The organism is Idiomarina sp. UBA4520 (assembly GCF_002388365.1).
GTDB lineage: Bacteria > Pseudomonadota > Gammaproteobacteria > Enterobacterales > Alteromonadaceae > Idiomarina > Idiomarina zobellii.
In genome coordinates this window covers 127,365-153,763 of sequence record NZ_DGMK01000011.1, presented here as the reverse complement: position 1 = coordinate 153,763, position 26,399 = coordinate 127,365, and the positions used below count along the sequence as shown (strand labels likewise).

The window sequence follows — 26,399 nt, the reverse complement described above, 5'->3', positions numbered from 1 at the left end:
TATGATTACAGCAAAAGAATTATGTGGGAAAGCGAAAGCCAACGTAAAGGAAGCGAATACAGAAGAGCTTCAAAAAGCGATAGAACAGGGTGCCAGAGTGATTGATGTTCGCGAACCTGCTGAATACAGTCAGGGACACATTCGTGAAGCTGTGAATATGCCACGTGGGGTTTTGGAAATGCAACTGAACCAACACCCTGATGTTGCTGGGTATGATGACGCATTAGAGCGTATATCGGAAAAGCCCCTGTATCTTATCTGTAAAACGGGTGGGCGCTCAGCGTTAGCTGCTGAGAGCCTTGAGCGCATGGGCTTTAATAACGTTTATAGCGTTGACGGCGGCATGACCGCATGGCAAGAAGAGAAACGTCCAGTCGTGGCGGGTGAGTAACTCACCTATTCAGGTTTAAACCCTGTATCTTCGAGTAAGGGCTCGCGACTGGCAGCGTCGCGGGCCAGCTCATCACAACGTTCGTTTTGAGGGTGCCCTGAATGGCCCTTTACCCATTGCCATTTTATTTTATGGTTTCGAACTTGCTCGTCTAACTGAACCCAGAGATCCTGGTTTTTAACCGGTTTCTTTGCCGCTGTTTTCCAACCGTTTTTGCGCCACTTGGCCATCCACTGTTCAATGCCTTGTTTGACGTACTGGCTGTCAGTCGACAAAACAATATCGCAAGAGCGTTTCAGTGCTTTTAAGGCTACAATAGTGGCTATCATTTCCATGCGATTATTGGTCGTTAACTTATAACCCTGGCTCATTTCCTTATGATGGGAGCCATATTCCATAACAATGCCGTAACCGCCGGGCCCCGGGTTGCCAAGACATGAGCCGTCAGTATAAATGTGAACAGTTTTTGAGTTGGGCATGTTAATTGGTACTATATTGAATGATTTCAGCCAGTATATCAGGAATTTTAAATGCGTCAGGTCGTTTTAGATACGGAAACCACGGGTATAGACCCTCAGAAAGGGCACAGAATTATCGAAATAGGCTGTGTTGAGCTTATTGACCGAAAGCTCACGGGGAATCATTTCCATGTATACATTAACCCTGAGCGAGTGGTGGAAGAAGAAGCCATAAAAATTCATGGTATTACCAACGATTTCTTAATTGATAAACCGGTGTTTGCTCAGGTTTGTGACGACTTTATTGAGTTTATTAAAGGCGCTCAGCTGGTTATTCACAATGCACCGTTTGACGTCGGGCATATGGACGCTGAGTTTTCGAGAATTAAGCCTTTCCCGGGCCTGACCAGCGACTTCAGTACGGTATTGGATACTTTGCAGCTCGCCCGGGAAATGCGCCCGGGCCAGAAAAACAACCTGGACGCTTTATGTCGTGCTTATGATGTCGACAACTCCTCGCGTGAGCTGCACGGGGCTCTACTCGATGCGGAAATACTGGCTGACGTTTACTTAATGATGACTGGCGGGCAAAGAGCCCTTAATTTGTCAGAAAACAAAAAGTCAGCTTCTGGTGTGGCCGGTGAAATTCAGCATCGGGCTATTGAAAATCGTCCTCCATTAAAGGTTTTGCGTGCATCAGCCGATGAAGAAGTATTGCATCAACAACGGCTTGATAAAGTTAAAGAAGAGGGTGGACGCTGTTTGTGGCTAGATTCGTAACTCAGTTTGGTTGGGCTGCACTGGTTCTGTTTTTGTTTAGCTGCTCGGTGACAGCGGTTCAGCAAACATCTGGCGCGTCAGACAAAGAGGAGGCTCTTAAAAAAGCGATGTCGCTGATTGAAGGCGATATGAGCAATAAACTTCCTATCGACGGTCAGCGCTTTCGAATTGATGAAAATGTTGATGAAATTACCCTGCTATTTTTCCGGGAGCCCGGCAGTAAGCCCTTAATATTGATTAAGCCTGACGGCAGCAAGTGGTATGACAGTCGTTATCCTACCGACCAAGTAACTTGGTATACTGATCCAAACTTCGACATTATTCGCATTAAAAATCCGCAGCCTGGTCCCTGGCAAGCGGCAGGGCGCATCGACGAAGAAAACAAAGCATTGGTTGTTTCCGATATTCGTTTCGAGGCCGAGCCGTTGCCGGAGCCGCTTTATCAAAATGAAGAGCTGAAGGTCGAGGGGCGACTATATAACGGTAAAGAAATTGTAGAAACGGCACGCTTTCGGCAAACAGTGACGCTCGACGTGCTTTTTATAAGCACCAATAATGCTGATTTTGATAACTTTGGTGCAACACCGGTACGAGTTGCGCAGTTTCTGGATAATGGGCGAGGTCATGACGAGCATGTTGGAGACGGCGTATTTACTGGCTTTTTCAACTTAGATGTTGAACCTGGTGAGTGGATGGCAACCTATGAAATGACTACGCCGCTTTATGAGCGAGTCTTTGAGTTTGGCCCTTTGGTGGTAAAGCCACTGCCGATAAATTTTGAGGTGATTGAGTCTGAAGCGGTAGAAAACGATCACCAGTTGAAAGTCACCGTTAATGATGAAGAAATAGATCCAAAAAGCTTAGTGGTTAATGGTGAAACGCAATTTCCTAATGGCGAAGTGCGCAAATTTACCTTTAGCCAGGTTGATGAATTTCCTTATCAGGTGCCCATTGCGAACTTGGCTTTCGGGAAACACTTAATTGATATTGATATTTTTGCGACGACGTTGGACGGGCGTGAATTTGAAGCAAGGCTTGATGATTTTAGTTTTATTGCCACAGAGCCACCACCGCCCGAACCAACAGCGGCCGAAATAGCTGAGCAGAGACGTATTGAAGCAGAGCGTCAGCGGGAAATTAAACGGCAAGAGCGTGAAGCGAAGGAAAAACAGGCTATGATGAACTTATTTATCATTGTCATAGTGAATGTAGTGATAATTGCTATCGCGCTTTTTGGGCTGTGGTGGTTTAAGTTCAGAAAGAAGAAAACTGATAAAAATGACGCTTAGTGGTCAAAAAAGCGCAAAACTGAATACAAATCAGACAAACAGAAAAAATCTTAAAAAAAAGTGTTGACTCATTTGTCCCTCACTCGTAATATGCACGCCGCGTTGAGGGACATACTTCAACGCAGTACTGATGCGGAGTGGTAGTTCAGTTGGTTAGAATGCCGGCCTGTCACGCCGGAGGTCGCGGGTTCGAGTCCCGTCCACTCCGCCATTTAGTACATCCCCAAGAAATTTGCGGAGTGGTAGTTCAGTTGGTTAGAATGCCGGCCTGTCACGCCGGAGGTCGCGGGTTCGAGTCCCGTCCACTCCGCCATTTTTCTTAAGTGCAAACCTGTGCAATGTCAGCATAATTTCTTACATAGCTATACTTCTAGTTTTCCGGTAACTGTTTTGTCGTAGCAGTTTTCTGTGTTTCCGTTTTCTACCATCCGCTTTCCACCTCTTAGAATAGGCTTTTTGACGCTTACCCCTTGAGCAAGCGCTCATACAGGGCTAGAGTAATGGCACTAAAATCACAATGACAAGAAAACAGTGGGAGAAATCCATGCGTAAAACATTATTAGCCGTCGCAATTGGTGCAGCGGTATCACTCGGCGCTTGCAGCGATGCGAGCAAGCCATCAAATACTGAAAACGGTTCTGCACAAGCTGAAAGCAGCCAGGAAGCGACTGCAATGAACCCATTCTTCGAAGCCAGCCCGTTGCTTTATCAAGCGCCTGACTTTGATGCAATTGAGTTTAAACACTTCAAGCCTGCTTTTGAGCGCGGCATGAAAGAGCACATGGAAGAAATTGAAGCCATTGCCACTAACGCTGAAGAACCAACCTTTGAAAACACCATTGTTGCAATGGAAAAATCAGGTGCAATTCTTGGTCGTGTCAGCTCGGTTTTCTATAACCTGTCTTCGTCTCATTCAAACGATCAAATTCGTGAATTACAGGCTGAGCTGGCGCCTAAAATGGCTGCTCACAGTGACAACATTCGTTTAAATGCCGATTTGTTCGCGCGCATTAAAACATTGTATGAACAACGTAATGATTTGGATTTAGACAGCGAAGCAAAGCGTTTACTGGAAGAAACTTATAAAGAGTTCATCCGCGCAGGCGCACAGCTTAACGATGAAGAAAAAGCGCAAATTCGTGAAATCAACGAGCAGCTTTCAAGCCTGACTAACGAATTCCGCGATGGCTTAATGTCTCTTACTCAAGAAACCGTTGTGTTTGTTGAAGATAAAGAAAAGCTTGCAGGACTTAGCGACAGCCGTATTGAAGGTTTAGCGAATGCGGCTAAAAGCCGTGGGAAAGAAGGTCAGTACGCAATTGTTTTGACCAATACAACACGTCAATCCATTTTAGCTGAGCTGGAAAATCGCGAGCTTCGTCAACAAGTTTGGGAAGCATCGGCGAACCGTGGTACAGGTGACACCGAGACAAACCAAAACCCTCTGGTTAAGCAGTTGGTCAAGTTAAGAGCAGATAAAGCTCAACTGTTGGGTTACAACTCGTGGGGCGATTACGTTCTGGAAACGAACATGGCAGGTAACCCTGATGCGGCGAAGAAAATGCTGCGCGACTTAGTGCCTGCGGTAGTTTCAAATGTAGAGCGTGAAGCGGCGGAAATTCAGGCTGCGATTGAAGCCGACGGTAAAGATTTCGAACTGAAGCCTTGGGACTGGTTCTACTACGCTGAGAAAGTGCGTGCTGAGAAGTATTCACTCGATTCTGATGAAGTGAAAAAATACTTCGAGTTTAATCGTGTATTAGAAGACGGTGTTTTCTATGCGATGGGTGAACTATTTGGTATTACGTTTGAAGAACGTAACGACATCCCTGTGTATCAGGAAGATGTCAAAGTTTATGAAGTGTTTGATGTTGACGGTAGCAGCTTAGGTCTTTTCTATGCCGACTACTTCGCTCGTGACAGCAAGCGCGGTGGCGCCTGGATGAGTTCATTCCGTACTCAGTCTGAGCTGATGAACCAAAAGCCTGTTATTCTAAACAACATGAACATTACCAAAGCTCCTGAGGGCGAACCTACGTTCCTGAGCTTTGATGAAGTATCGACTATGTTCCACGAAATGGGACATGCACTTCATGGGATGTTCTCTGATGTCACATATCCTTCATTGGCAGGTACGTCTGTTTCTCGTGACTACGTAGAGTTTCCATCAACTTTCCAGGAAGACTGGATGTTGAATGAAAAAGTGATTAACAACTTTGCGAAGCACTATGAAACCGGCGAGCAAATTCCACAGGAACTGCTGGATAAAGTATTGGCGGCGCGTAACTTTAACCAAGGTTTTGACACCTTAGAATATGTTGCGGCTGCGCTACTTGACCTCGAGTACCATACGGTTGAGCCAGGTACTGAAATTAAGGACGTGCAAGCGTTTGAAAAAGAGGCTCTCGAGCGTAATGGTGTATTAGTAGAAGCGGTTCCGCCTCGTTATCGCTCAACTTACTTTGCACACGTTTTCGCAGGCGGTTACTCTGCTGGCTACTATGCTTACATGTGGAGTGAAGTACTAGCAGCCGATGCGTTCAAACACATGAACAATAACGGTGGTTTAACGCTGGAAAATGGTCAAGCATTCCGAAAAGAGATTTTGTCTCAGGGGAACAGCAAAGACCCAATGCAGCAGTACATCGACTGGCGTGGTCAAGAGCCAACGGTTGAAGCACTGTTGGAACGTCGCGGTTTGACAGATCCAAGCATTGATTAATCTGCCATAATTACGATTGAATAGTCGCTATAAAAAGCCACTGGCGTTATCATCGTCAGTGGCTTTTTTGTATCTACAAGGCGAGGCAAGCAATGAAAGAGCGTATCGTGATAGTTGGAGGTGGTGCAGGGGGACTTGAGTTAGCAACGCAGTTAGGTCGCAAATTGGGTCGTAAAGGCAAGGCTCAAATTACTCTGATAGACCGCAACACAACGCATCTTTGGAAGCCATTACTTCATGAAGTCGCGTCAGGGGCGTTGGATTCGCGACTTGCCGAAGTTGATTATCGGGGGCAAAGTGCGCGCGAAGGTTTCAGGTTTCTTATTGGAACCCTGGAACACGTTGATAAGCAAGCGAAAACAGTCACTCTGGCGGCAATAAACAATAGTGACGGCGAAGAAATTTTGAACTCAAGGAATGTACCTTATGATCGTTTAATTTTAGCCGTTGGCAGTGTTACTGCAGACTTTGGTACGCCGGGTGTAAAAGATAACTGTTATTTTTTGGACTCATTAAAACAAGCTGATGTCTTCCACAGCGAATTATTAGATGAGTTCTTGAGAGTGAATCAGGCTTTAGAAGATGGAAAAGATGCAGAGCTGTCTCTGGCGATTGTGGGGGGCGGCGCAACGGGCGTTGAATTGGCCGCCGAGCTTATTCATTCGGTCTCACTCCTGTCTATTTATGGTCTTAAACATCTGGATAAAAACCATTTTAAAGTTCGTTTAATTGAAGCCGGTGAACGGCTGCTACCCGCATTGCCAGAGCGATTATCAAATTCGGTTCTGAAAAAACTTCGTAAGCTGGGTGTGGAGGTCATTTTGAACAACCCGGTAAAAGAAGTAACAAAAAACGAGCTTTGCTTATCTGAAGGTGAGCCAATAAGAGCCGATATGATGGTTTGGGCAGCGGGTGTCCGAGCACCGGATATTACTCAGTCTTGGAGCCTTAACACCAGAAAGAATAATCAAATTGAGGTAAACGAATACCTTCAGTCGCTATCGGATAGCGCCATATACGCAATTGGCGACTGTGCTGCCTGCCAAATTGATGACGAACGCTGGGTACCGCCACGCGCTCAATCAGCCCACCAAATGGCTGAGTGCTTATACAAAAATATCTTACGAGAGTACGGTGGGCGTGAGCCTAAGCCGTTTCGCTATAAAGACCGGGGATCACTGGTTTCACTGAGCCGCTTTTCTGCTGTTGGTAATTTAATGCAGAGTAAAAGTGTGTCGATGTCGATTGAAGGCACGCTGGCGCGCTGGGCTTATGCGAGTCTTTATCGTATGCACCAGCGCGCACTGCACGGCTGGTGGAAAATGTTTTTGATATTGCTGGTAGACAAGTTAAATCATGCGGTGAAACCGCGTTTGAAGTTGCATTGACGATATACTTCAGTAGTCGCATCAGGCACAATATGGCGTCTGATATTAGAATAAAAACGTAAACTGAAACGGCGAAATGACAGCACCAAATTTTATCCATTTACGCATTCATAGCGACTTCTCCATGGTCGATGGCTTAGCCAAAGTCGGCCCTATTTGTGAAGCCGTAGCTGACGCCGGAATGCCCGCACTGGCTATGACTGATCAAATGAACTTTTGTGGCTTGGTTCGCTACTACGGTACGGCTCATAAGCTGGGGTTAAAACCTATTATAGGTTGTGACCTGTGGGTGCAACACAGTTATCCGGAGGGTGAAATTTTTCGTCTGACGGCGCTGGCAATGGATAACGAAGGGTATCAACAAATTACGCAGTTGATGTCTAAAGCGTACCTCAGAGGACACATTGCAGACAAACCGGTTATCGATAAAGACTGGCTAAAAGAGCATAACCAGGGCGTTATTCTGCTCTCGGGCGCTCGGGAAGGCGACATTGGTCATGCTTTACTTAAGAATAACGACAAAGAGCTCGACGCCGCACTGGACTTCTATCAAGAATATTTCCCCGACCGTTTTTACCTTGAGCTGATTAGAACAGGCCGACCAAAAGAGGAAGACTACCTCCATAAAGCGGTGAAGCTTGCGGGCGAGACGCAGTTGCCGGTGGTGGCAACAAACGAAGTGGTCTTTTTAAAAGAAGAAAACTTTGACGCGCACGAAATTCGAGTCGCTATTCATGACGGGTATCAGTTAGAAGACCGCCGTCGTCCGAAAAAGTATTCGCCGCAACAATATTTAAGAACGCCGGAAGAAATGGCAGAGCTATTCTCTGACATTCCCGAGGCACTTGAGAACACTGTTGAAATTGCAAAGCGTTGTAATGTGACGGTTCGCCTGGGTGAATACTTCCTGCCGAAATTCCCGACAGGCGATATGACCACTGAAGACTATCTGGTTAAGGTGTCTGAAGAAGGGCTTGAAGACCGACTTGAGTTTTTATTTCCCGACCCGGAAGAACGGGCCGCTAAACGACCTGAATATGACGAGCGTCTGAAAGAAGAGCTTAACGTCATTAATGGTATGGGCTTTCCTGGCTACTTCCTTATCGTCATGGAATTTATTCAGTGGAGTAAAGACAACGGCATACCCGTTGGTCCCGGACGGGGCTCTGGTGCTGGCTCATTAGTTGCTTATGCATTGAAAATTACCGACCTGGACCCGCTGGAATTTGACCTGCTTTTCGAACGATTCCTAAACCCTGAACGGGTTTCCATGCCTGACTTTGACGTCGATTTTTGTATGGATCGCCGCGATGAGGTTATTGACCACGTTGCCGATTTGTACGGCCGCGAAGCGGTTTCGCAAATTATTACCTTCGGTACTATGGCCGCAAAGGCAGCAATTCGAGACGTAGGGCGTGTTCTGGGACATCCTTACGGTTTTGTCGATCGCATATCAAAGTTAGTGCCCGGCGATCCGGGAATGACACTGGAAAAAGCGTTTGAGATAGAGCCTCAGCTTGGTGAAGCGTACGACCAGGACGGTGAGGTTAAAGCCATTATTGATATGGCGCGGATTTTAGAGGGTGTTACCCGTAATGCCGGTAAACACGCCGGTGGTGTGGTTATTTCGCCAACGACTATCACTGACTTTTCTCCGTTGTATTGCGATGATGAAGGCAAAAACCCGGTCACTCAGTTTGATAAAAACGATGTCGAGTCGGCTGGTTTGGTTAAGTTTGACTTCCTAGGCTTAAGAACACTGACCATTATTCAGTGGGCTGTCGATATGGTGAACGTTCGCAAAGAAAAAGCGGGTGAAGAGCTTATCGATATAACGGCCATTGATTTGACCGACCCGGCGTGTTTCAAACTACTGAAAAAAGCCGAAACAACAGCCGTTTTCCAGCTGGAATCTCGCGGTATGAAAGAGCTGATTAAGAAGCTGCTGCCGGATTCTTTTGAAGATATTATCGCATTGGTTGCTTTGTTCCGACCGGGCCCTTTGCAGTCGGGCATGGTCGATAACTTCATTGACCGTAAGCATGGCCGTGAAGAAATCTCTTACCCCGATGTTAAGTATCAGCATGACAGCCTTCAGCCTATTCTTGAGCCGACGTACGGTGTCATTTTGTACCAAGAGCAGGTCATGCAAATTGCTCAGGTTTTAGCCGGGTATACACTCGGCGGCGCTGACCTTTTACGTCGAGCTATGGGTAAGAAAAAGCCCGAGGAAATGGCGAAACAGCGAGAGATATTCCGTGAGGGTGCGGCCAAGAACAATATTGACCCAGAGTTGGCGATGAAAATCTTCGACTTGGTGGAGAAGTTCGCAGGCTACGGGTTTAACAAATCGCACTCTGCTGCTTATGCGTTAGTCTCTTACCAAACGTTGTGGATGAAAACGCACTATCCGGCTGAGTTTATGGCTGCGGTTATGTCAGCGGATATGGACAATACCGACAAAATTGTCACGCTGGCTGACGAATGTGAGCGAATGGGGCTTGAGTTACTGCCGCCAGACGTCAACAAGGGCGAATATAAGTTCACGGTCGACGAACAGCAACGGGTGGTTTACGGCATTGGCGCTATTAAAGGCGTTGGGGAAGCTCCCATTGAGTCAATCATTCAGGCCAGAAATGAAGGCGGTCCGTTCAAAGACTTGTTCGACTTCTGTTGTCGAGTGAACTTGAAGAAAATGAATAAACGGGTGCTGGAGCGCTTAATTCGGGCGGGCGCTATGGACAATTTAGGTCCTCACCGAGCGGCGCTTATGGCGACGCTGGAAAAAGCCATTCGCCAGGCAGAGCAGCACTTGCAGGCAGAGCAAATTGGTCAGTCAGATATGTTTGGTGTGCTGACTACCGAGCCTGAAGCGGTCGAGCAGGAGTTTGTGCAGGTACGCCAATGGCCAGAAGCAGTGTGGCTGGAAGGCGAGCGGGAAACCCTTGGACTTTACCTGACAGGCCATCCAATTAACCGCTTTAGAAGTGAGTTGAAACACTATGTGTCAAATACTCTGTCTAATGTCGGTCCGACACCGAAAGATCAAAGCGTTGCCATTGCAGGACTCGTTATAGATATTCGTGTACTGACAAACAAACGAGGTCAGCGTTTTGCTATAGTGACCTTAGATGACAAAACGGCGCGCATGGATGTACGATTATTCAGCAATGAATACGAAAGTTATCAAGAATTGCTCGAAAAAGACCGAATTTTGTGGGTAAAAGGTGAGGTCAGATTTGATAACTTTAGTAATAGCAATACAATGACCGCTAGAGAAGTGATGGCTATCGAGCAAGCGCGTGAGAGTTATTTGCGTAGTTTGTCGATTACGCTGACGGAAGATGCACTTGAAAATGGTGTGGCAGGTAAGCTGGAAACAGTGCTAGAGCCTTACGCAAAAGGAACCTGTCCAATAAAGCTTCGTTATAACTCGTCTTACGCGAGAGCGGAATTGTCAGTGGAAGCGAATTGGTATGTCACGCCATCGGATGAATTAATAGACGAATTACAGAACTTGCTGGGAAATCAGCAGGTTTCACTCGAATTTTAAAGGAAATGACAGCGAATGAGCCTTAATTTTCTGGATTTTGAACAGCCAATAGCAGAGCTCGAAGCGCAGATTGAAGAGTTAAAGTCAGTCGGCAAGCGCGGCGAGCTTGATATTAATATTGAAGAAGAAGTTCAGCGTTTAACCAAGAAGAGTCAGGAACTCACCGAGAAAATCTTTTCTGATTTAGGTGCCTGGCAGGTTGCGCAACTTGCTCGCCATCCCCTGCGTCCGTACACACTGGACTACATTCGGATGATTTTTACCGAGTTTGATGAGCTTGCGGGCGACCGAACTTTTGCAAATGACGAAGCTATTGTCGGTGGTATGGCTCGTCTTGATGGCATACCTGTTATGGTCATTGGTCAGCAAAAGGGCCGTGAAACCAAAGAGAAAATCCGTCGTAACTTTGGTATGCCAAAACCTGAAGGCTATCGTAAAGCGCTGCGTTTAATGGAAACCGCTGAGCGTTTCAATTTACCGATTATTACCTTTATTGATACGCCAGGAGCCTACCCAGGTATTGGTGCTGAAGAGCGTGGCCAGAGCGAGGCTATTGCCCGTAACTTAAAAGTTATGTCGCGACTGAATGTTCCCATTATTTGCACTGTTATTGGTGAAGGTGGATCGGGTGGCGCTTTAGCTATTGGTGTTGGCGACAAAGTAAATATGTTGCAATACAGCACTTACTCAGTTATTTCACCGGAAGGTTGCGCATCCATTTTGTGGAAAAGTGCCAGTAAAGCACCTTTGGCGGCAGAAGCTATGGGCGTTACGGCGCAGCGCAGTAAAGAGCTCGGACTTATAGATGCTATTGTTCCAGAGCCGTTAGGTGGAGCGCACCGTCATGCTGAAGAAATGGCGGTTCGCTTGAAGAAACAGCTTCTGTCAGACGTTAAGTCTCTGGAAGGGCTAAGTAAGTCTGAACGCTTAGATCAGCGTTACAAAAAGCTGATGTCGTTTGGGTACTGCTAAGTATAATGATGACTGATGCGCTTTATGAGCGTTTCTTAGCAGCTATTAATAAACTCTCTCTGCAGCCAGGGCAGCAACTTGTTGCTGCTTTAGGTGGCGGGGCTGACTCACAGACTATCCTCGACTTATTGATGCGCTTTCGGCGCGACAACCCACAGTACCGATATTTAGCTATTCATCTGGACCATAGCTTTCATCCCGACTCAGGCCAGTGGTCTGACACTATTCATGAAGCGGTAAAAGCTTATGGCATTGATACCATTTTCGAGCCCCTTGAAGTGCCGATGAAAACTCGCGTGAGCAAGGAAGCTATTGGTCGCGAACTTCGCTATAAAAGACTGGCTGAGCTGACAGAGCCAAACGCCGTGCTGCTGGTAGGTCAGCATAAGAATGATCAAATAGAAACATTCTTGTTGCAGTTAAAGCGAGGCAGTGGTCCTAAAGGCTTGGCGTCTATGGCCGAGATTCAGCCCTGGGAGGGCGAGCGCACACTCTGTCGACCGTTACTGACAACCAGTAAGGACGAAATTTTAGAGTACGCAGCGCACCACCAGCTTACCTGGATAGAAGACGACACCAACTACGATACGACAATAGAGCGTAATTTCTTACGACACGAGGTTATTCCAACTCTGGAAAGCCGCTGGCCACACTTTGGTATGAGTGTTATACGCTCTGCCAGACTTTGTGCGGAACAACAGGACGTCATGGATGAACTCCTTTTGGAAAAGTTGCATGCCGCACAGCAGACACAAAGTTCAGATTGTTTCCCGTTGTCGTTACTTAAAAATACATCGGCGGCAATGCAACGAGCACTATTGCGTACCTGGCTTCAGCAATTAGGCAAAAGTTTGCCAAGTTACGGGCAGCTTGAACAAATTCGCCGGCAAAGCTTGAATGTTCGGTTAGATACGCAGCTGGCAATTAATTGCCAGGGCTATTCGGTTCGTTATTTTAAAAGCGCGCTCTGGGTTGATGACGGTGTTCCTGAGCTGTTCTCTGACGTGGCGATCTCGGAGCCAATAACGCACTTCGGCCAGTGGGGGATCCTGCACGTTCCGGATAGTGTATTAGCAAAATCAGAGATTCTTACAGTGAGCTTAACTCACCCAAAAGGTAAATTCGGCCAACCCGGCAGAGAAGGACGAAAAAAACTGACAGACTGGTTTAAAGAATGCGGCTTAGCGCCTTGGTTAAGACAACGCGTACCTGTTTTGCAGGTCAACGAGCATGACGTTTGGACCCCTGTTACCGGCTGGTTAACTCCAGCGCCCGAAAGTCATAATGTACCCACAGTAAGTCCAAGCTGGCAAACCACTTTAGAATGGCTTAGCAACTCTTAGTTAGCTATAGAGCGCAGCGATTTAGCCTCGTATAAGCGTTTATCGACTTCATCAAGGACATCATCGGCTGTGTGAAAGCTTTCCATCTGCAAAGAGCCTGAACTAAAAGCAACATTCAAAGACATTAACTTTGAGTCGTGACTAATCGCTTTTTCCAAACGTTCAACAATATCATTTACCTGGCTTTTGGGCGTATCTTCCAATACCAACACAAACTCATCACCGCCGTAACGGAACACACGGTCAGTGTCTCGAAGCTGATGTTTTATGAGCTGCGCAAATTGTTGTAAGACTTCGTCGCCAAGTTGGTGACCGAAGTTATCATTAACCTGCTTAAAGTTGTCCATATCGATAAGTACGATACTGACATCTTTTTGAGGGTCACGCTTAAGCTTGGCGGTTATGTGTGCCAAAGTTTCATCGAGCAGAGAACGGTTACCAACACCAGTTAGATGATCTTTTACTGCGGCTTGCCGCACTTTTGAATAGGTCATCGCATTACGCAGAGGAAAGGTTAGCTGCTTATGCATTTGTTCCAGGCGAAGCTTAACCGCGTAAGATGCAGGTTGTTTGAACTGATAAAGCATTTGACCCAGGTATTGGTCATCGGCATAAAGCATGACAGCATATTCAAAATGGCTTTCGTCATATTGGCCGTGTAGGTTAATGACTTGGTCATCGGAGACAAACTGCATGGCTTTTACAGGCAGGCGCTCTAATACGGCATGACTGTATATTGACAGTAAAGACGTAATATCCAGCGTTGTTTGTAATTTTTCTGTCAATGATGACGAGTTCGCTTTGATGTCCTCACTCGAGGTGAGTTGGCTGACCAACGCCTGAGTTTTGTTGATAGCAGAGTTTAAGCGATCTCTAATTACAGCTTTACCTAACATGTGCTTTTCGATTCCAATGAATTTTGTCTGTTTTGAAGTAAGCAAAATTCAAGCCAAAAAATTAAAAGTTATTTAAAACAATGATTTATAAAATCAATTTTTCTGAAACAAAAGAGTGTTAATATTTTGACAGCCATATTTAGAAAACGAGGGACCGAATGAACGGAACATTTTCCAGTCTACTGATGCTGCTTGCTATAGCGGTCGTGCTTGTATGGTTATTTCGGCGCATAAAGCTACCAGCCATACTGGCTTACCTTGTCGCCGGTATTATTGCCGGACCGGAGGTTATGGAGTGGATTAAAGATCCTGATGATTACCACTTGGTTGCTGAGCTGGGTATTGTTTTCCTGCTGTTCTCACTTGGCCTGGAGTTTTCGTTACCTAAAATGATGGCAATGCGGCGTTGGGTATTTGGTCTAGGCGCTGCGCAAGTTATTGGTTCGTTGCTTGTCTTCATGCTCATCGGTTTTTTGTGGCTGGGTGAGTGGGCGGCTTCGCTGGCTATTGCCGGAGCTTTGGCGTTGTCGTCAACTGCCGTGGTTATTAAGCAGTTGAAAGAAAGCGCGCAAACGGCCACCCGTCGAGGCCAAATGACAGTAGCCATTCTACTATTCCAGGATATTGCTGTTGTCCCCTTACTGATTATTATTCCGTTGTTAGCTTCAGATTCCGGCAGTATTGGATACACCTTACTAATTGCGTTGGCTAAAGGCACCGCGGTTATTGCTGTACTGATGGCTGTTGGTAAGTGGGTATTACCTTATCTGTTTAAAGAAATCGCCAAGCAAAGAACCGACGAGCTTTTTGTGTTGGCAACGCTGCTGGTTGCGCTGGTTGCCGGTGGTATGACGCATTTATTCGGTCTGTCTATGGCGCTTGGAGCGTTTTTAGCCGGAATGATGCTGGGTGAAAGCCAATATAAGCATCAGTTGGAAGCTGATATTCGTCCGTTCCGTGACATTTTAATGGGGCTGTTTTTCACCACCATAGGTATGCAGCTGCAATTAACGGGGTTTGTAAACAATCTGCACTGGATTTTACTCGCAGTGTTGGTCATGTCGATTGTTAAAATAGCCATTATCAGCTCTGTCGCAAGGCTTATGGGCGAGCGCGACACTGACGCTTGGGGCAGTGCAATATCGCTCTTCCAAATGGGGGAGTTCGGCTTTGTTATTGTAGCTTTGGCAAATAACCATAATTTGCTGTCTCCGGAAATTGTCACCAGCATGATAGGTATTGGTGTTTTCAGTATGGCGATAACACCTATCATTATTCACCGATTGAAACCTTTGGTCGACGCTATTATTCGCACGCCCGACCCCATTGAGCAAATTGAAAGCCAGCGCACCCCGCAAGGCGATGGCCTTGAAAACCAAGTGTTAATTTGTGGCTTTGGGCGCACCGGGCAGACGATTAGTCGCTTCCTGGACGCTGAGGGGATTACGCACATTGCGGTTGATAACGACCCTTTACGTGTTCAGGAAGCGGTGGCCGGCGGTGCGCGTGTTTATTTTGGTGACAGCGCCCGAAAAGATATATTACGTGCGGTTGGTGCTGAAAAAGTTGATTTGGTTATTATCAGCTTTGCGGACGATGCGCGTGCGGTGGAAGTTTTAAAAGAGCTGCGGCTATTAAACCCGAATGCCTATGTCATTGTGCGCAGTAGAGACGACCAAAACTTAAATGCTTTGCAAAACGCCGGCGCTTCTCAGGTGGTACCCGACACACTTGAAGCGAGTTTGATGTTGATATCTCATGTATTAAGCCACAGCGGCATTCCTATTCGCCGTATTTTGGCACGTCTGGATAAAGAGCGTCGTAACCACTATGGTGAAATGCATGGGTTTTTCCAGGGCTCAGAAACTGACATGGGCCCAGAAATGGTCGATAAACTGGAATTTTTGCGTGCTGTGACTTTACCGGAAGGCGCATGGGCGAACGGAAAAACCGTGGCTTCGCTTGATTGGGAGCAACATAACGTTCAGCTTAAAGCAATACGCCGAGAAGACGAAGAATATCCAAATCCTGATGATGCCACCGAATTTGAACCGCAAGATGTGGTCCTGTTAGTTGGTAAGCCGCGCTATGTAGAGGCGGCGGAACGCTGGTTATTGGAGGGATAACCGGGTTTTGTAATAGTCCGTTACAACTTATTAGGGAAAAATCACAGTTCGCAACAGTTAAGGTCTAACAATTTACATTTGTTAGGCGGATAATAACGCTATAAGAAATTTTAAAATTAACTAAAGCTGAGCGAACTGTGATGAAACTGAAAAAACGCGCTTTTATACCACCTCTCATTATTCTTGTGGCTATTCTGCTAGCTGTGTTAGCGAGTATGGCTGCTAAGCCCCCTGAAAAGAAACAGCAGCAAAAGCCTGCCGTAATGGTGGAAGTTAAAGAAGTAAAAGCCCGCGACATGACCTTCTTGGTCGACTCGCAAGGCTCCGCCACCCCTAAATACTCAACGACATTGCTGGCGGAAGTCAGTGGGCAAATTGTTGATGTTGCAGATAAATATAATGCCGGTGGCTTTTTCAAAAAAGGTGAGACATTACTGCAAATTGACCCATCCGATTACAAGGTTGCCGTTCAACAAGCTCGCGCTCAGTTGCTGCAAGCACAAGCTGCGTTGGAAGAAGAAAAAGCCCGGGCTCGGGTGGCGGAAGAAGAATGGTCTCAGTTTACCGAAGGAGAAGCGCCTGCTCTGGGCTTACGTAAACCTCAGCTAGCCAGTGCATTAGCTTCACTGGAATCTGCTGAAGCAAACCTAGCCATGGCAGAGCGTAACCTGGAACGTACTACAATTAGAGCGCCTTATGACAGCGTTCTGCGTAGCAAGCAAGCTGATTTAGGACAGTTTGTTGGTGCCGGTGCTCAAATTGCAACATTGTATGGCACCGAAGTGGCCGAAATTCGTTTGCCACTCAGTGACCTGGACGTTACTTACCTTAACCTTCCGGAAGAGTCGCAGACAGAGCCTAAAGTGTTACTAGAGTCACAGGTATCTGGTGTTGATACTCAGTGGCTAGGAAAGCTGGTTAGAACGGAAGGTGTGCTGGATGAAGCAAGCCGGGTTATTTACGGCGTAGTCCAGGTTGAAGACCCTTATAACCTTAATGGTCAAACACACGAAGAGCCTTTGCGTTTTGGTCGCTTTGTGCAGGCACAAGTGGAAGGGCAGCAAGTGACCGGGGTTATGGAAGTTCCGACCTATGCGATTAACCCTGATGGAACGGTTTGGACCGTTGCCGATGAGCGCAAACTTCAGAAGAGAGAAATTGAAGTCATTCGAACGCAAGCCAACACCAGCATTGTCAGTGAAGGCCTTAAAGAGGGCGACTTAGTTGTTCTTACACAGCTGAAAAACGCGCTGAATGGCATGAAAGTTCGTTTGGAAGGCGACCCGTTGCCAGCGCAAATGGAAACCTCCGCTAAAAATGAAGATACAGTTGCCGCAAACGACAACGAGCAAGGTGAGTAAGCGTCATGGAAAACGAAAAGCAAAAAGGTATTATCGCTTGGTTCGCGAATAATCCGGTCGCTGCGAACCTGTTAATGATAGTCATTTTGGTTGCGGGCACGCTGTCGGTCTTTACTGTTCGCAAGCAGATGTTCCCTGAAATTGAACTTAATATTATCAGTATTCAAGTACCGTTCCCTGGTGCTGCGCCGCAGGAAGTTGAGCAGGGTGTCATCATGCTTATTGAGGACGCCATTGAAGATGTTGATGGTATTGAGGAAATGACCTCACAATCTCGTGAGGGAATTGGTAGTGTCACGCTGGAGGTTGAGCCTGACTATGACGTTCAGGTGGTCATGGACGAGGTTAAAATGCTTGTCGATGCCATACCCAACTTTCCGCAGCAAATCGAAAAACCGAATATTTATCGAGTACGACCGAATCGCGACGTTATTTGGATGACGGTATTTGGTGACGCCAACGAACGAACCCGCAAAGAGCTGGCGAAAAGCATTCGGGATGAGCTCAAAAGCGTTGGCGGCATAACCAAAGTGTCAGTGGTTGGTGCACGCGACTACGAAATTGCCGTTGAAATTTCGCAGGAAGATCTCGAACGTTACGGTTTAACCTTCCAGCAAATAGTGAATGCGGTTCGGGGCACCTCGATAGATGTTGCTGGCGGCTCTATAAAAACCCCCAACGGTGACATTCTTTTGCGTGCCAATAACCAAGCGTACTATGGCAGTGAATTTGAGAAAATTGTCCTCATTAGTCGCCCCGACGGTACCCGTTTAACCCTGGGGGACATTGCAACGGTGGAAGACGGCTTCGTCGAAACTGAGGCATTCACGCGCTTTGATGGTAAGCCAGCCACATTTATTCGTGTCAATTCGGTCGGTGACCAAAACGACCTGAAAATAGCTGAGTACGTGAATAACTATGTCGATCGCAAACAACAGGAGCTACCGGATGAAATTCAGTTAGCAGCCTGGGGGGACTCTTCTTATTACTTGCAGGGCCGACTGGACCTAATGTTAAACAACATGTGGATTGGTGGCTTGTTGGTATTCCTGATGTTGTCTCTCTTCCTTCAGTTGCGCTTGGCATTCTGGGTCATGATTGGTATTCCGGTATGCTTCCTGGGAACCATCGCGTTACTGCCACTACCGATGGTTGATGTGTCTATCAACATGATTTCCTTATTCGGGTTCATATTGGTCCTCGGGATAGTAGTCGATGACGCTATTGTCATAGGAGAAAGTGCCTATACCGAAATAGAAGAGAAGGGAAAGAGTGTCGACAACGTTGTTGCTGGCGCCAAGCGTGTCGCGATTCCTGCGACCTTCGGGGTACTGACGACAATGGTGGCCTTTATTCCGATGCTGATGGTCGAAGGCGGAATGGGGGCTATTTGGGAGTCGATAGCCTACGTCGTAATTATTGCGCTGGCTTTCTCTTTAATCGAGTCAAAGTGGATTTTGCCGGCTCACATTGCGCAAATGAAATATTCAAAAGACGGCAGTGAGAAGCCGAATGGCTTCCAGCGTTTTCGTAATAAGTTTGCCGAGGCAATTCAGCGCTTTGTCTATAAGTATTACCGCCCGTTTTTGAAAAAGTGCCTGCATTATCGTTATGCGACATTGGCAAGCTTCGTTGGCATGATGATTCTGATGATAGGCCTTATGAGCGGCGGTATTGTTCGCTGGGTCTTTTTCCCGGATATTCCAAGCGACTTTATTCAGGCCAATGTTGAAATGCAGCCGGGCACCTCGGAAGAGCGGACTATTGAAGTTCTGGAAAGTGTATCTAAAGGTCTGGCTCAGGTTGATGAGAAAACCGAAGCGGCTGAAGGTGACGGTGTGGTGCGTCATACTAACATTTGGATGAATGGCACTGAAGCCGGTACTGTTTTCGCAGAGCTTAAGAAAGGTGAAGACCGTAATATCGACGGCTATGAGATTGTTAATCAGTGGCGAGAGTCGGTGCCTGAGCTAGCTGGTGTTCGTACTATTAACTTTCAGGGTGGCATAGGCGGCGGTGGCGGCTTCGACATTGAGTTTCAGTTAGTGGGTGATGACCTTGATGAACTGAAAGCGGCTGCCGACGAGCTGAAAGCTGTGCTAGGCGAGTACGACGGTGTTTTTGACATTGAAGATACTTTTGGTGACGGTAAAGACGAAGTTCTGTTAACGACCAAGCCGTTAGCTGAAGCAATGGGCATTAACCTGGCGGAATTGGCGACTCAGGTACGCTATGCGTTTTACGGTGCTGAAGCTCAGCGTATACAACGTGGTGACGAAGAAGTGAAAGTCATGGTTCGTTATCCGGAAGAGCAGCGACAGTCTGTGGGGAACCTGCAAGACATGAAGTTACGCATGGCTGACGGGTCTGAAATTCCGTTCACTGAATTGGCTGATATTGAGTTTGCAGAAGGCTATTCAACCATTACGCGTATTGACCGTGAGCGTTCGGTGAATGTGCGGGCTCGAGTTAACAAAGACCGGGTTGAGCCATTCCGTGTGGTTAATGAAGTGCGAGAGCAGAAGTTACCTGACATTCTTGACCAGTACTCCAGTGTGGGCTTTAAACTGCAAGGCGCTACACAGGACGAAGCGGAAGCGACAGACTCTTTAGCTTTAGGTGGCTTGTTGGCAATGCTGGCAGTGTATGCACTAATGGCGATTCCACTGAAGTCATACAGTCAGCCGCTTATTATCATGTCCGTTATTCCTTTCGGTATTATCGGTGCGGTTATTGGACACTGGATATTGGGTATGCCGGTCAGCATTTTAAGTCTGTTTGGTATTATCGCGCTGTCTGGTGTTGTGGTTAACGACAGTCTGGTTATGGTCGACTACGTCAATAAGGCGAAAGAAGCGGGTACCGACTTGCGACATGCGGTCTTAGATGCAGGTTGCCGTCGCTTCCGAGCCATTACCTTAACCTCGTTGACAACCTTCTTCGGGCTGCTACCCATTGTGCTTGAAAAGAGTATGCAGGCGAAGCTGGTTATTCCAATGGCAATATCATTAGCGTTCGGTATTATTTTTGCGACGATCATTACGCTGTTATTAATACCATGTCTGTATTTGATATTAGCGGACGCAAAACGCAATACGCAGTCGTTTTTATCCTGGTATGGATTGGCGAAGCCACCGGAGCCAAAAGATATGACGACAGAAGAAGCATTAAAAGACTATTAGCTTTAAGTCAGAAGAATACAAAGCCGGGGCAAAATGCGCCGGCTTTGTCGTATGTGCTGTCATAAACTGGTAAACTTGATGTTATAAATTTTGAGACACTATTTGAGGCTTCGGGTCATTTACATGCTGCTGTCATTCCTTGATATTTTTGCGTTGGCCTTGTTCTTCTTTTGCTGGATAGGCTACTCTCTTTTTGCCCGAAAGCGCGCTAAGACCACCCACTGTCTATCGAGTATTTTATGTTCTTTGCGAATTGACTGGTTTAACACCGTGGTTCATAAAGAAAACCAGGTTGCTGATGCGTCACTTATCGGTAATGTTGAGCGCACGGTGACCTTCTTTGCATCGTCTACCATTCTTGTACTGGCGGGGGTTATAACGGTACTGGCACATGCCGAAGAAGTTGTGACAGTTTTAAATGAGATTCCGTTAAGCCCGGACACGAATGCGTTGCTGGTACAGTTTAAACTGGCAGTGCTGGCGCTCATATTTGTGTATGCGTTTTTCAAATTCACCTGGTCGATACGCCAATTTGGCTTTGTTTCTGTGTTACTCGGCGCATCGGTTGAGTTTCATCAGGAAAACAAGACAGAAGAAGAGCGCGACCGCTTTGCCCGCCACGCTGCAAAAGTGTTGGATCAGTCTGGACATGAATACAACAAAGGGCTGCGGACTTACTATTTTGCATTAGCGTACTTATCGTGGTTCTTGCATCCGGCAATGTTAGTCGTTTCAAGTCTCATTGTTGTTGCTGTTCTCTATCGTCGTGAGTATCGCTCTCGAGTATTGCGTGAGTTGCTGGCAACAAAAGGTTTCGTACCTGGTAAAAAATCATAGGAGTTTGGTTTGAATAAGGCATTTGAGGACTTTTTAGCTTGGACATGCGCCAATGAGTGGGGCAGTGAAGAGACTCAGAAAAAGACACTGAATAACGGTGTAACCCTGTCAATATGGGACAGCGGTGTATTGGAAGTCTCGCCGCCAAAACCTGGTAAAAAAGATATCGTCTTGTCTTGTGCTGTGCACGGTAATGAAACTGCTCCTATTGAAATATGCCGCGATATTATTAATGACATTATCACTGAAAAGCAGACAGTCATTCATAGAACCTTATTTTTGATAGCGAACCCGGCGTCTATCAATAAAGGCGAACGCTTCGTTGAAGAAAACATGAACCGGTTGTTCAGCGGTGCGCACAGTAATGGTAAAGCGCACAACAAAGAGCGTGAGCGTGCGGCGAAAATAGAACAGTATGTGAAACGCTTTTATGAAACGTCGCCAGAAGGCGAGCGAGAGCGACTGCACTATGATTTGCACACGGCTATACGTGACTCAAAGCGCGAGAAGTTCGCTGTCTACCCATTTACTCATGGCAAGCCTTATAACAAACACCAGCTTCAGTTTTTACTAGCCTGCGGCGTGGACACGGTGTTGCTGAATCAAGCACCGACAACCACGTTCTCATACTTCAGCGTGAATGAATTTAACGCGCACGCGTTTACTGTTGAGTTGGGAAAAGTACGCCCGTTTGGCGAGAATGACCGTTCGAAGTTCGCTGCTGCAGAGCAAACGCTACGCCGGTTAATTAGCGAAGACTCGCTCGACTTTGGCTCGTTCGAGCCTAATAAACACTTTATCTTTAAAGAAGCTCAGACAATTAATCGCATGAACGAAGATTTTGAGCTTAACTTTGCAGACGATGTGGCTAACTTTACGTCTTTTGACAAGGGCGATTTACTGGCGCGAGACGGTGATGACAACCTTTACGCACAGCATGACGGCGAGCATATTATTTTCCCGAACGCCAAGGTTGCTTTGGGACAAAGAGCCTTACTGACTGTCGTGAGAGTACCGACAGAATCACTCGAATTGGAGTAGACTAAACTGGTCTAAGTAGTCAGGCTTTATTGTTAATCCTGTTCGTTTCTATTTACACTTACTGCGTTAACTTTTCGTTAGTTTGTGGTTTGCATGTCACTTTACGTAAAGGTAAAGTAGCGGCAAATTTCACCCAGCTTGCAACCGAAAGAGAAGGTTATGGCAAAGGATAAAAAACACAACACAGAGATTGTGACTAAGCCGCAATGGTTTGACGGTGAGTCGGTTACAATTCCGATGCTACAGATCCTCAAAGAGGACGGTAGCTTCCATAAAGGCGCTGACATGCCTGAGTACGATAAAGACCTTATCGTTAAAATTCACGACACAATGCAATTTATTCGTACGCTCGATGAGCGCATGATTGCCGCGCAGCGTCAGGGGCGTATTAGCTTTTACCTGGCTTCGCGCGGTGAAGAGGCAGAAAGTGTCGCTTCTGCGGCCGCATTAGATGACGGCGATATGATCATGGGGCAGTATCGCGAACAGGGTGCGTTGGCGTACCGTGGCTTTACCGTTGAGCAGTTCATGAACCAGTTGTTTTCGAACGAAAAAGACTTAGGTAAAGGTCGTCAAATGCCAGTTCACTATGGCTGTGCTGACTTAAACTTTATGACCATCTCTTCGCCGCTGGGTACACAAATACCACAAGCGACCGGTTATGCGTTCGGGCAGAAGATGGATAAAACCGGCAAGTGTACTATTTGCTACTTTGGCGAAGGTGCAGCTTCTGAAGGTGACTTCCACGCTGCCTTGAACATGGCATCGGTTTACAAAGTGCCGGTTATTTTCTTCTGTCGCAACAACGGTTACGCCATTTCAACGCCGTCGCAAGGCGAGCAGTATGGCGGTGATGGCATTGCGCCACGCGGTATTGGCTATGGCATGAAAACCATCCGTATTGATGGCAACGACGTGTTTGCCGTACTAAGAGCGACACAGGAAGCACGTCGCTTAGCGGTAGAAGAAAACGAACCTGTACTGATTGAAGCCATGTCTTATCGTATGTCGGGTCACTCGACGTCGGACGACCCAACGGGTTACCGTACGCGCGAAGAAGAAGACGACTGGAAAGTAAAAGATCCGCTTGATCGCCTGCAAAAATGGATGATGAACGAAGGCTGGTTGGATAAAGACCATGTTGAAGAGCATCATGCAGAAGTAAAAGCGAAGGTTCTGGCGGCATTAAAAGAAGCCGAAAAAGTACCTGCGCCACATATCGATGAACTGATTAATGACGTATATGACGAACCGACGCCATTGCTGAAAGAGCAATTGGAAGAGTTGAAAGAGCATATCCGTAAGTATCCGGATGCGTATCCGAAAACGTCAGGGAGAATCGACTAATGGCTAAAATGAATTTGCTACAAGCCATCAACAGCGCACTCGACCTGGCGATGGCCAAACACGACAATGTTTACAGCTTTGGTGAAGACACCGGTGGCTTTGGTGGCGTATTCCGCGCAACCTCAGGTTTGACCGAAAAATACGGCAAGCACCGCAACTTTAATACACCACTGGTTGAACAGGGCATCATTGGCTTCGCTAACGGCCTGGCTTCACAAGGTAGCTATGCGGTTGCGGAAATTCAGTTTGGTGACTACATATTCCCGGCGTTTGACCAAATCGTTAACGAATCGGCTAAGTTCCGTTACCGCTCAGGCAACGAGTTTGATGTAGGCGGTTTAACCATTCGTACGCCATACGGTGGTGGTATTGCTGGTGGTCACTATCACTCGCAGTCGCCGGAAGCGTATTTTGCTCATACCCCGGGTATGAAAATTGTAACGCCGCGTAACCCATACGAAGCTAAGGGTCTATTGCTGAGCGCCATTTTTGATAAAAACCCGGTGTTATTTATGGAGCCGAAGCGCCTGTATCGTGCATCGACGGGTGAGGTTCCTGAAGAAGAATACACTATTCCATTAGGCAAAGCTGACGTCGTTAAAGAAGGTACGGATATTACTGTACTGGGCTGGGGCGCGCAGATGGAAATGACCGAAAAAGCAGTCGAAAAAGCCGAACAAGATGGTGTTTCTTGTGAAGTGATCGACTTACGGACTATTTTGCCGTGGGACGTTGAAACAGTCACTCAGTCGGTATTGAAAACCGGACGTTTGGTTATTTCTCAGGAAGCCCCAATTACCGGCGGCTTTGCTAGCGAGATTGCAGCAACGGTGCAGGATAAGTGCTTCTTATACCTTGAGTCGCCAATTGCGCGCGTATCAGGTATTGATGTGCCGTATCCGTTGTGTCACGAGAAAGAGTACATGGCTGATCATTTGAAGATCTACGAAGCCATCAAACGCTCAATGAACTACTAAGGACCCATCGACATGAGTAAAGATTTTATTCTACCCGATATCGGCGAAGGGATCGTAGAGTGCGAAATCGTTGAGTGGCTGGTAGCCGAAGGCGACGAAGTTAAAGAAGATCAGCCCGTTGTTGAAGTCATGACTGACAAAGCCATGGTTGAGATACCGGCGAAAGACGACGGTGTGGTTGAAAAGCTGTATTACCAAAAAGGCGATATTGCTAAAGTCCACGAGCCGTTATTCCGCATTAATGCTGCGGGCGATTCAAGCGACGCTGCTGAAGAAAAAACGGCTGAGAAAGCAGCGCCAAAATCTGACAGTAAGCCAGATAGTAACCAAGCAGCTGGCGGTGGAACCACTGACTTTATTTTACCGGATATCGGTGAAGGTATTGTTGAGTGTGAAATCGTTGAGTGGTTGGTTGCTGAAGGCGATGAAGTGAAAGAAGACCAACCAGTGGTTGAGGTTATGACCGATAAAGCCACGGTTGAAATTCCAGCGAAAGATGACGGTAAAGTCGTTAAGCTGTACCACAAAAAAGGCGATATCGCCGAAGTACATAAGCCTTTATTTGCCCTGCAACCAGCCGGCGGCGTTCAGGCTTCAGTCTCCGGCGAGACTGCTTCAGGCAGCTCTTCGCAAAACAGTGCAGAGTCTAAGCCGCAGGCAGCCGCAAAAGCAGAAGCGGAACCGCCAGTTAAAGCACGTCAGGGCAAAGCGATTGCCAGTCCGGCAGTGCGTCGCTTAGCTCGCGAGAATGATATTAATATCGCTGACGTTTCTGGCTCTGGTAAGAAAGGTCGTGTCTTGAAAAAAGACATTGAAGCCTTCAAGTCGGGTGGTCAAAGTGCTACAACCAGCACCGACAGCAAACCAGCACAGCAGCCAGCAGCGAATAGCGGCGGCACGCGTACCGAAGCTATTCGTGGCGTAAAAGCGGCTATGGCTAAGCAGATGATGAATTCTGTTAGCACCATTCCGCACTTCACTTATGCCGATGAGTTTGACGTTACGAACCTCATTGCGCTGCGTGAAAAGCTGAAAGAGCAATACAAAGAGAAAGGCGTACGCTTAACCGTCATGCCATTCTTTATTAAAGCTCTGTCGCTGGCACTAAAAGAGTTCCCGGTAATAAATGCTCAGGTGAACGAAGACTGCACTGAAATTACCTACTTCGATGATCACAATATCGGTATGGCAGTCGATACCAAAATTGGCTTGTTAGTGCCTAACGTAAAACAGGTACAGAACAAGAGTATTATCGATGTGGCCAATGAAGTGACTCGTCTGACTCAAGCTGCTCGAGAAGGCAAAGTGCCCCAGGCTGATATGAAAGGCGGTACTATTAGCATTTCGAACATTGGTGTTATCGGCGGTACGGTGGCAACACCTATCATTAATAAGCCGGAAGCAGCTATTGTTGCCTTAGGTAAAGTGCAGGAATTACCGCGTTTTGACGAAAACGGCAACGTCGTAGCCCGTAAGATAATGACGGTAAGCTGGTCAGGCGACCATCGTATTATCGACGGCGGTACCATTGCTCGCTTCAACAAGCTCTGGCAGGAATACCTCGAAGACCCAACCAGCATGCTGGTTAACATGGTCTGAGATAACGGAAGAGCCAGAAACTAAGAGTTAGGAAAGTTAAGAAACACGCCGTGAACCCTTATATGGACACCTCACATTACGCAAGTTGTTTAGTTACATAATTTCACCTTGTTGCTAACCAGCTTTGCGTGAGGTGG

The 26,399-nt window shown here is 47.0% G+C and carries 18 protein-coding genes and 2 tRNA genes; 18 read left to right on the top strand and 2 right to left on the bottom strand.

The window, feature by feature from the left end; translation table 11 throughout:
• Window position 1 precedes the first annotated feature (1 nt).
• Entirely contained in the window at window positions 2–391 is a 390-nt protein-coding gene (locus B3850_RS04385) for a rhodanese-like domain-containing protein (protein WP_058578834.1), read from the top strand.
• A gap of 5 nt (window positions 392–396) precedes the next feature.
• Here B3850_RS04385 and rnhA read toward each other — a convergent pair whose 3' ends face one another.
• The gene (gene rnhA, locus B3850_RS04380) at window positions 397–870 is read right to left on the bottom strand and encodes a ribonuclease HI (protein ID WP_286875664.1); all 474 of its coding nucleotides are present in this window, start codon (window positions 868–870) and stop codon (window positions 397–399) included.
• 51 nt (window positions 871–921) lie between these two features.
• Between rnhA and dnaQ the strand changes: the two genes are divergently transcribed.
• The 9 genes from dnaQ (at window position 922) to tilS (ending at window position 12,896) form a co-directional block, all read left to right on the top strand.
• Window positions 922–1,629, top strand: coding sequence for a DNA polymerase III subunit epsilon (gene dnaQ / locus B3850_RS04375; RefSeq protein ID WP_286911436.1), 708 nt, complete (start codon window positions 922–924; stop codon window positions 1,627–1,629).
• Window positions 1,614–2,918, top strand: coding sequence for a TIGR03503 family protein (locus tag B3850_RS04370; protein WP_286875668.1), 1,305 nt, complete (start codon window positions 1,614–1,616; stop codon window positions 2,916–2,918). The genes dnaQ and B3850_RS04370 overlap by 16 nt, the downstream gene beginning before the upstream one ends.
• Window positions 2,919–3,052: 134 nt before the next feature.
• A tRNA-Asp gene (locus B3850_RS04365) sits at window positions 3,053–3,129 on the top strand.
• 25 nt (window positions 3,130–3,154) lie between these two features.
• Window positions 3,155–3,231: transfer RNA gene (locus tag B3850_RS04360), tRNA-Asp, on the top strand.
• Window positions 3,232–3,462: 231 nt separating this feature from the next.
• The gene (locus tag B3850_RS04355; protein WP_286911435.1) at window positions 3,463–5,640 is read left to right on the top strand and encodes a M3 family metallopeptidase; all 2,178 of its coding nucleotides are present in this window, start codon (window positions 3,463–3,465) and stop codon (window positions 5,638–5,640) included.
• A gap of 92 nt (window positions 5,641–5,732) precedes the next feature.
• A complete protein-coding gene (locus B3850_RS04350) occupies window positions 5,733–7,028 on the top strand; it encodes an NAD(P)/FAD-dependent oxidoreductase (RefSeq protein WP_286911434.1) in 1,296 nt (431 codons plus the stop codon).
• 76 nt (window positions 7,029–7,104) lie between these two features.
• On the top strand, window positions 7,105–10,581 hold the full coding sequence (gene dnaE / locus B3850_RS04345) for a DNA polymerase III subunit alpha (protein ID WP_286911433.1): 3,477 nt from the start codon (window positions 7,105–7,107) through the stop codon (window positions 10,579–10,581).
• A 15-nt stretch (window positions 10,582–10,596) separates the two neighbouring features.
• A complete protein-coding gene (gene accA / locus B3850_RS04340) occupies window positions 10,597–11,553 on the top strand; it encodes an acetyl-CoA carboxylase carboxyl transferase subunit alpha (RefSeq protein ID WP_286911431.1) in 957 nt (318 codons plus the stop codon).
• A gap of 5 nt (window positions 11,554–11,558) precedes the next feature.
• Window positions 11,559–12,896 carry a tRNA lysidine(34) synthetase TilS gene (tilS, locus tag B3850_RS04335; protein ID WP_339612197.1) on the top strand — a complete coding sequence of 446 codons (1,338 nt, stop codon included), beginning with the start codon at window positions 11,559–11,561 and terminating at the stop codon, window positions 12,894–12,896.
• Here tilS and B3850_RS04330 read toward each other — a convergent pair.
• The gene (locus B3850_RS04330; protein WP_273267634.1) at window positions 12,893–13,792 is read right to left on the bottom strand and encodes a GGDEF domain-containing protein; all 900 of its coding nucleotides are present in this window, start codon (window positions 13,790–13,792) and stop codon (window positions 12,893–12,895) included. The genes tilS and B3850_RS04330 overlap by 4 nt on opposite strands.
• A 158-nt stretch (window positions 13,793–13,950) precedes the next feature.
• Here B3850_RS04330 and B3850_RS04325 point away from each other — a divergent pair, with 158 nt between their 5' ends.
• The 8 genes from B3850_RS04325 to B3850_RS04290 all read left to right on the top strand — a co-directional run bounded on the left by B3850_RS04325 (window position 13,951) and on the right by B3850_RS04290 (window position 26,262).
• Window positions 13,951–15,918 carry a monovalent cation:proton antiporter family protein gene (locus B3850_RS04325; RefSeq protein ID WP_273267636.1) on the top strand — a complete coding sequence of 656 codons (1,968 nt, stop codon included), beginning with the start codon at window positions 13,951–13,953 and terminating at the stop codon, window positions 15,916–15,918.
• 140 nt (window positions 15,919–16,058) lie between these two features.
• A complete protein-coding gene (locus tag B3850_RS04320) occupies window positions 16,059–17,279 on the top strand; it encodes an efflux RND transporter periplasmic adaptor subunit (RefSeq protein WP_286911430.1) in 1,221 nt (406 codons plus the stop codon).
• Between the two features lie 5 nt (window positions 17,280–17,284).
• Window positions 17,285–20,461 carry an efflux RND transporter permease subunit gene (locus tag B3850_RS04315; RefSeq protein WP_058578845.1) on the top strand — a complete coding sequence of 1,059 codons (3,177 nt, stop codon included), beginning with the start codon at window positions 17,285–17,287 and terminating at the stop codon, window positions 20,459–20,461.
• Between the two features lie 123 nt (window positions 20,462–20,584).
• Entirely contained in the window at window positions 20,585–21,298 is a 714-nt protein-coding gene (locus tag B3850_RS04310) for a DUF599 domain-containing protein (RefSeq protein ID WP_053952459.1), read from the top strand.
• A gap of 9 nt (window positions 21,299–21,307) precedes the next feature.
• Window positions 21,308–22,339: a succinylglutamate desuccinylase gene (astE, locus tag B3850_RS04305; protein WP_286872422.1), complete on the top strand. Its 1,032-nt coding sequence runs from the start codon at window positions 21,308–21,310 to the stop codon at window positions 22,337–22,339.
• 159 nt (window positions 22,340–22,498) lie between these two features.
• The gene (locus B3850_RS04300; RefSeq protein ID WP_053952457.1) at window positions 22,499–23,686 is read left to right on the top strand and encodes a thiamine pyrophosphate-dependent dehydrogenase E1 component subunit alpha; all 1,188 of its coding nucleotides are present in this window, start codon (window positions 22,499–22,501) and stop codon (window positions 23,684–23,686) included.
• Complete coding sequence (locus B3850_RS04295; RefSeq protein ID WP_286911429.1) at window positions 23,686–24,663, top strand: alpha-ketoacid dehydrogenase subunit beta; 978 nt, start codon at window positions 23,686–23,688, stop codon at window positions 24,661–24,663. Before B3850_RS04300 ends, B3850_RS04295 begins: the two co-directional genes overlap by 1 nt.
• Window positions 24,664–24,675: 12 nt before the next feature.
• Window positions 24,676–26,262 carry a dihydrolipoyllysine-residue acetyltransferase gene (locus B3850_RS04290; protein ID WP_286872428.1) on the top strand — a complete coding sequence of 529 codons (1,587 nt, stop codon included), beginning with the start codon at window positions 24,676–24,678 and terminating at the stop codon, window positions 26,260–26,262.
• Window positions 26,263–26,399: the final 137 nt, after the last annotated feature.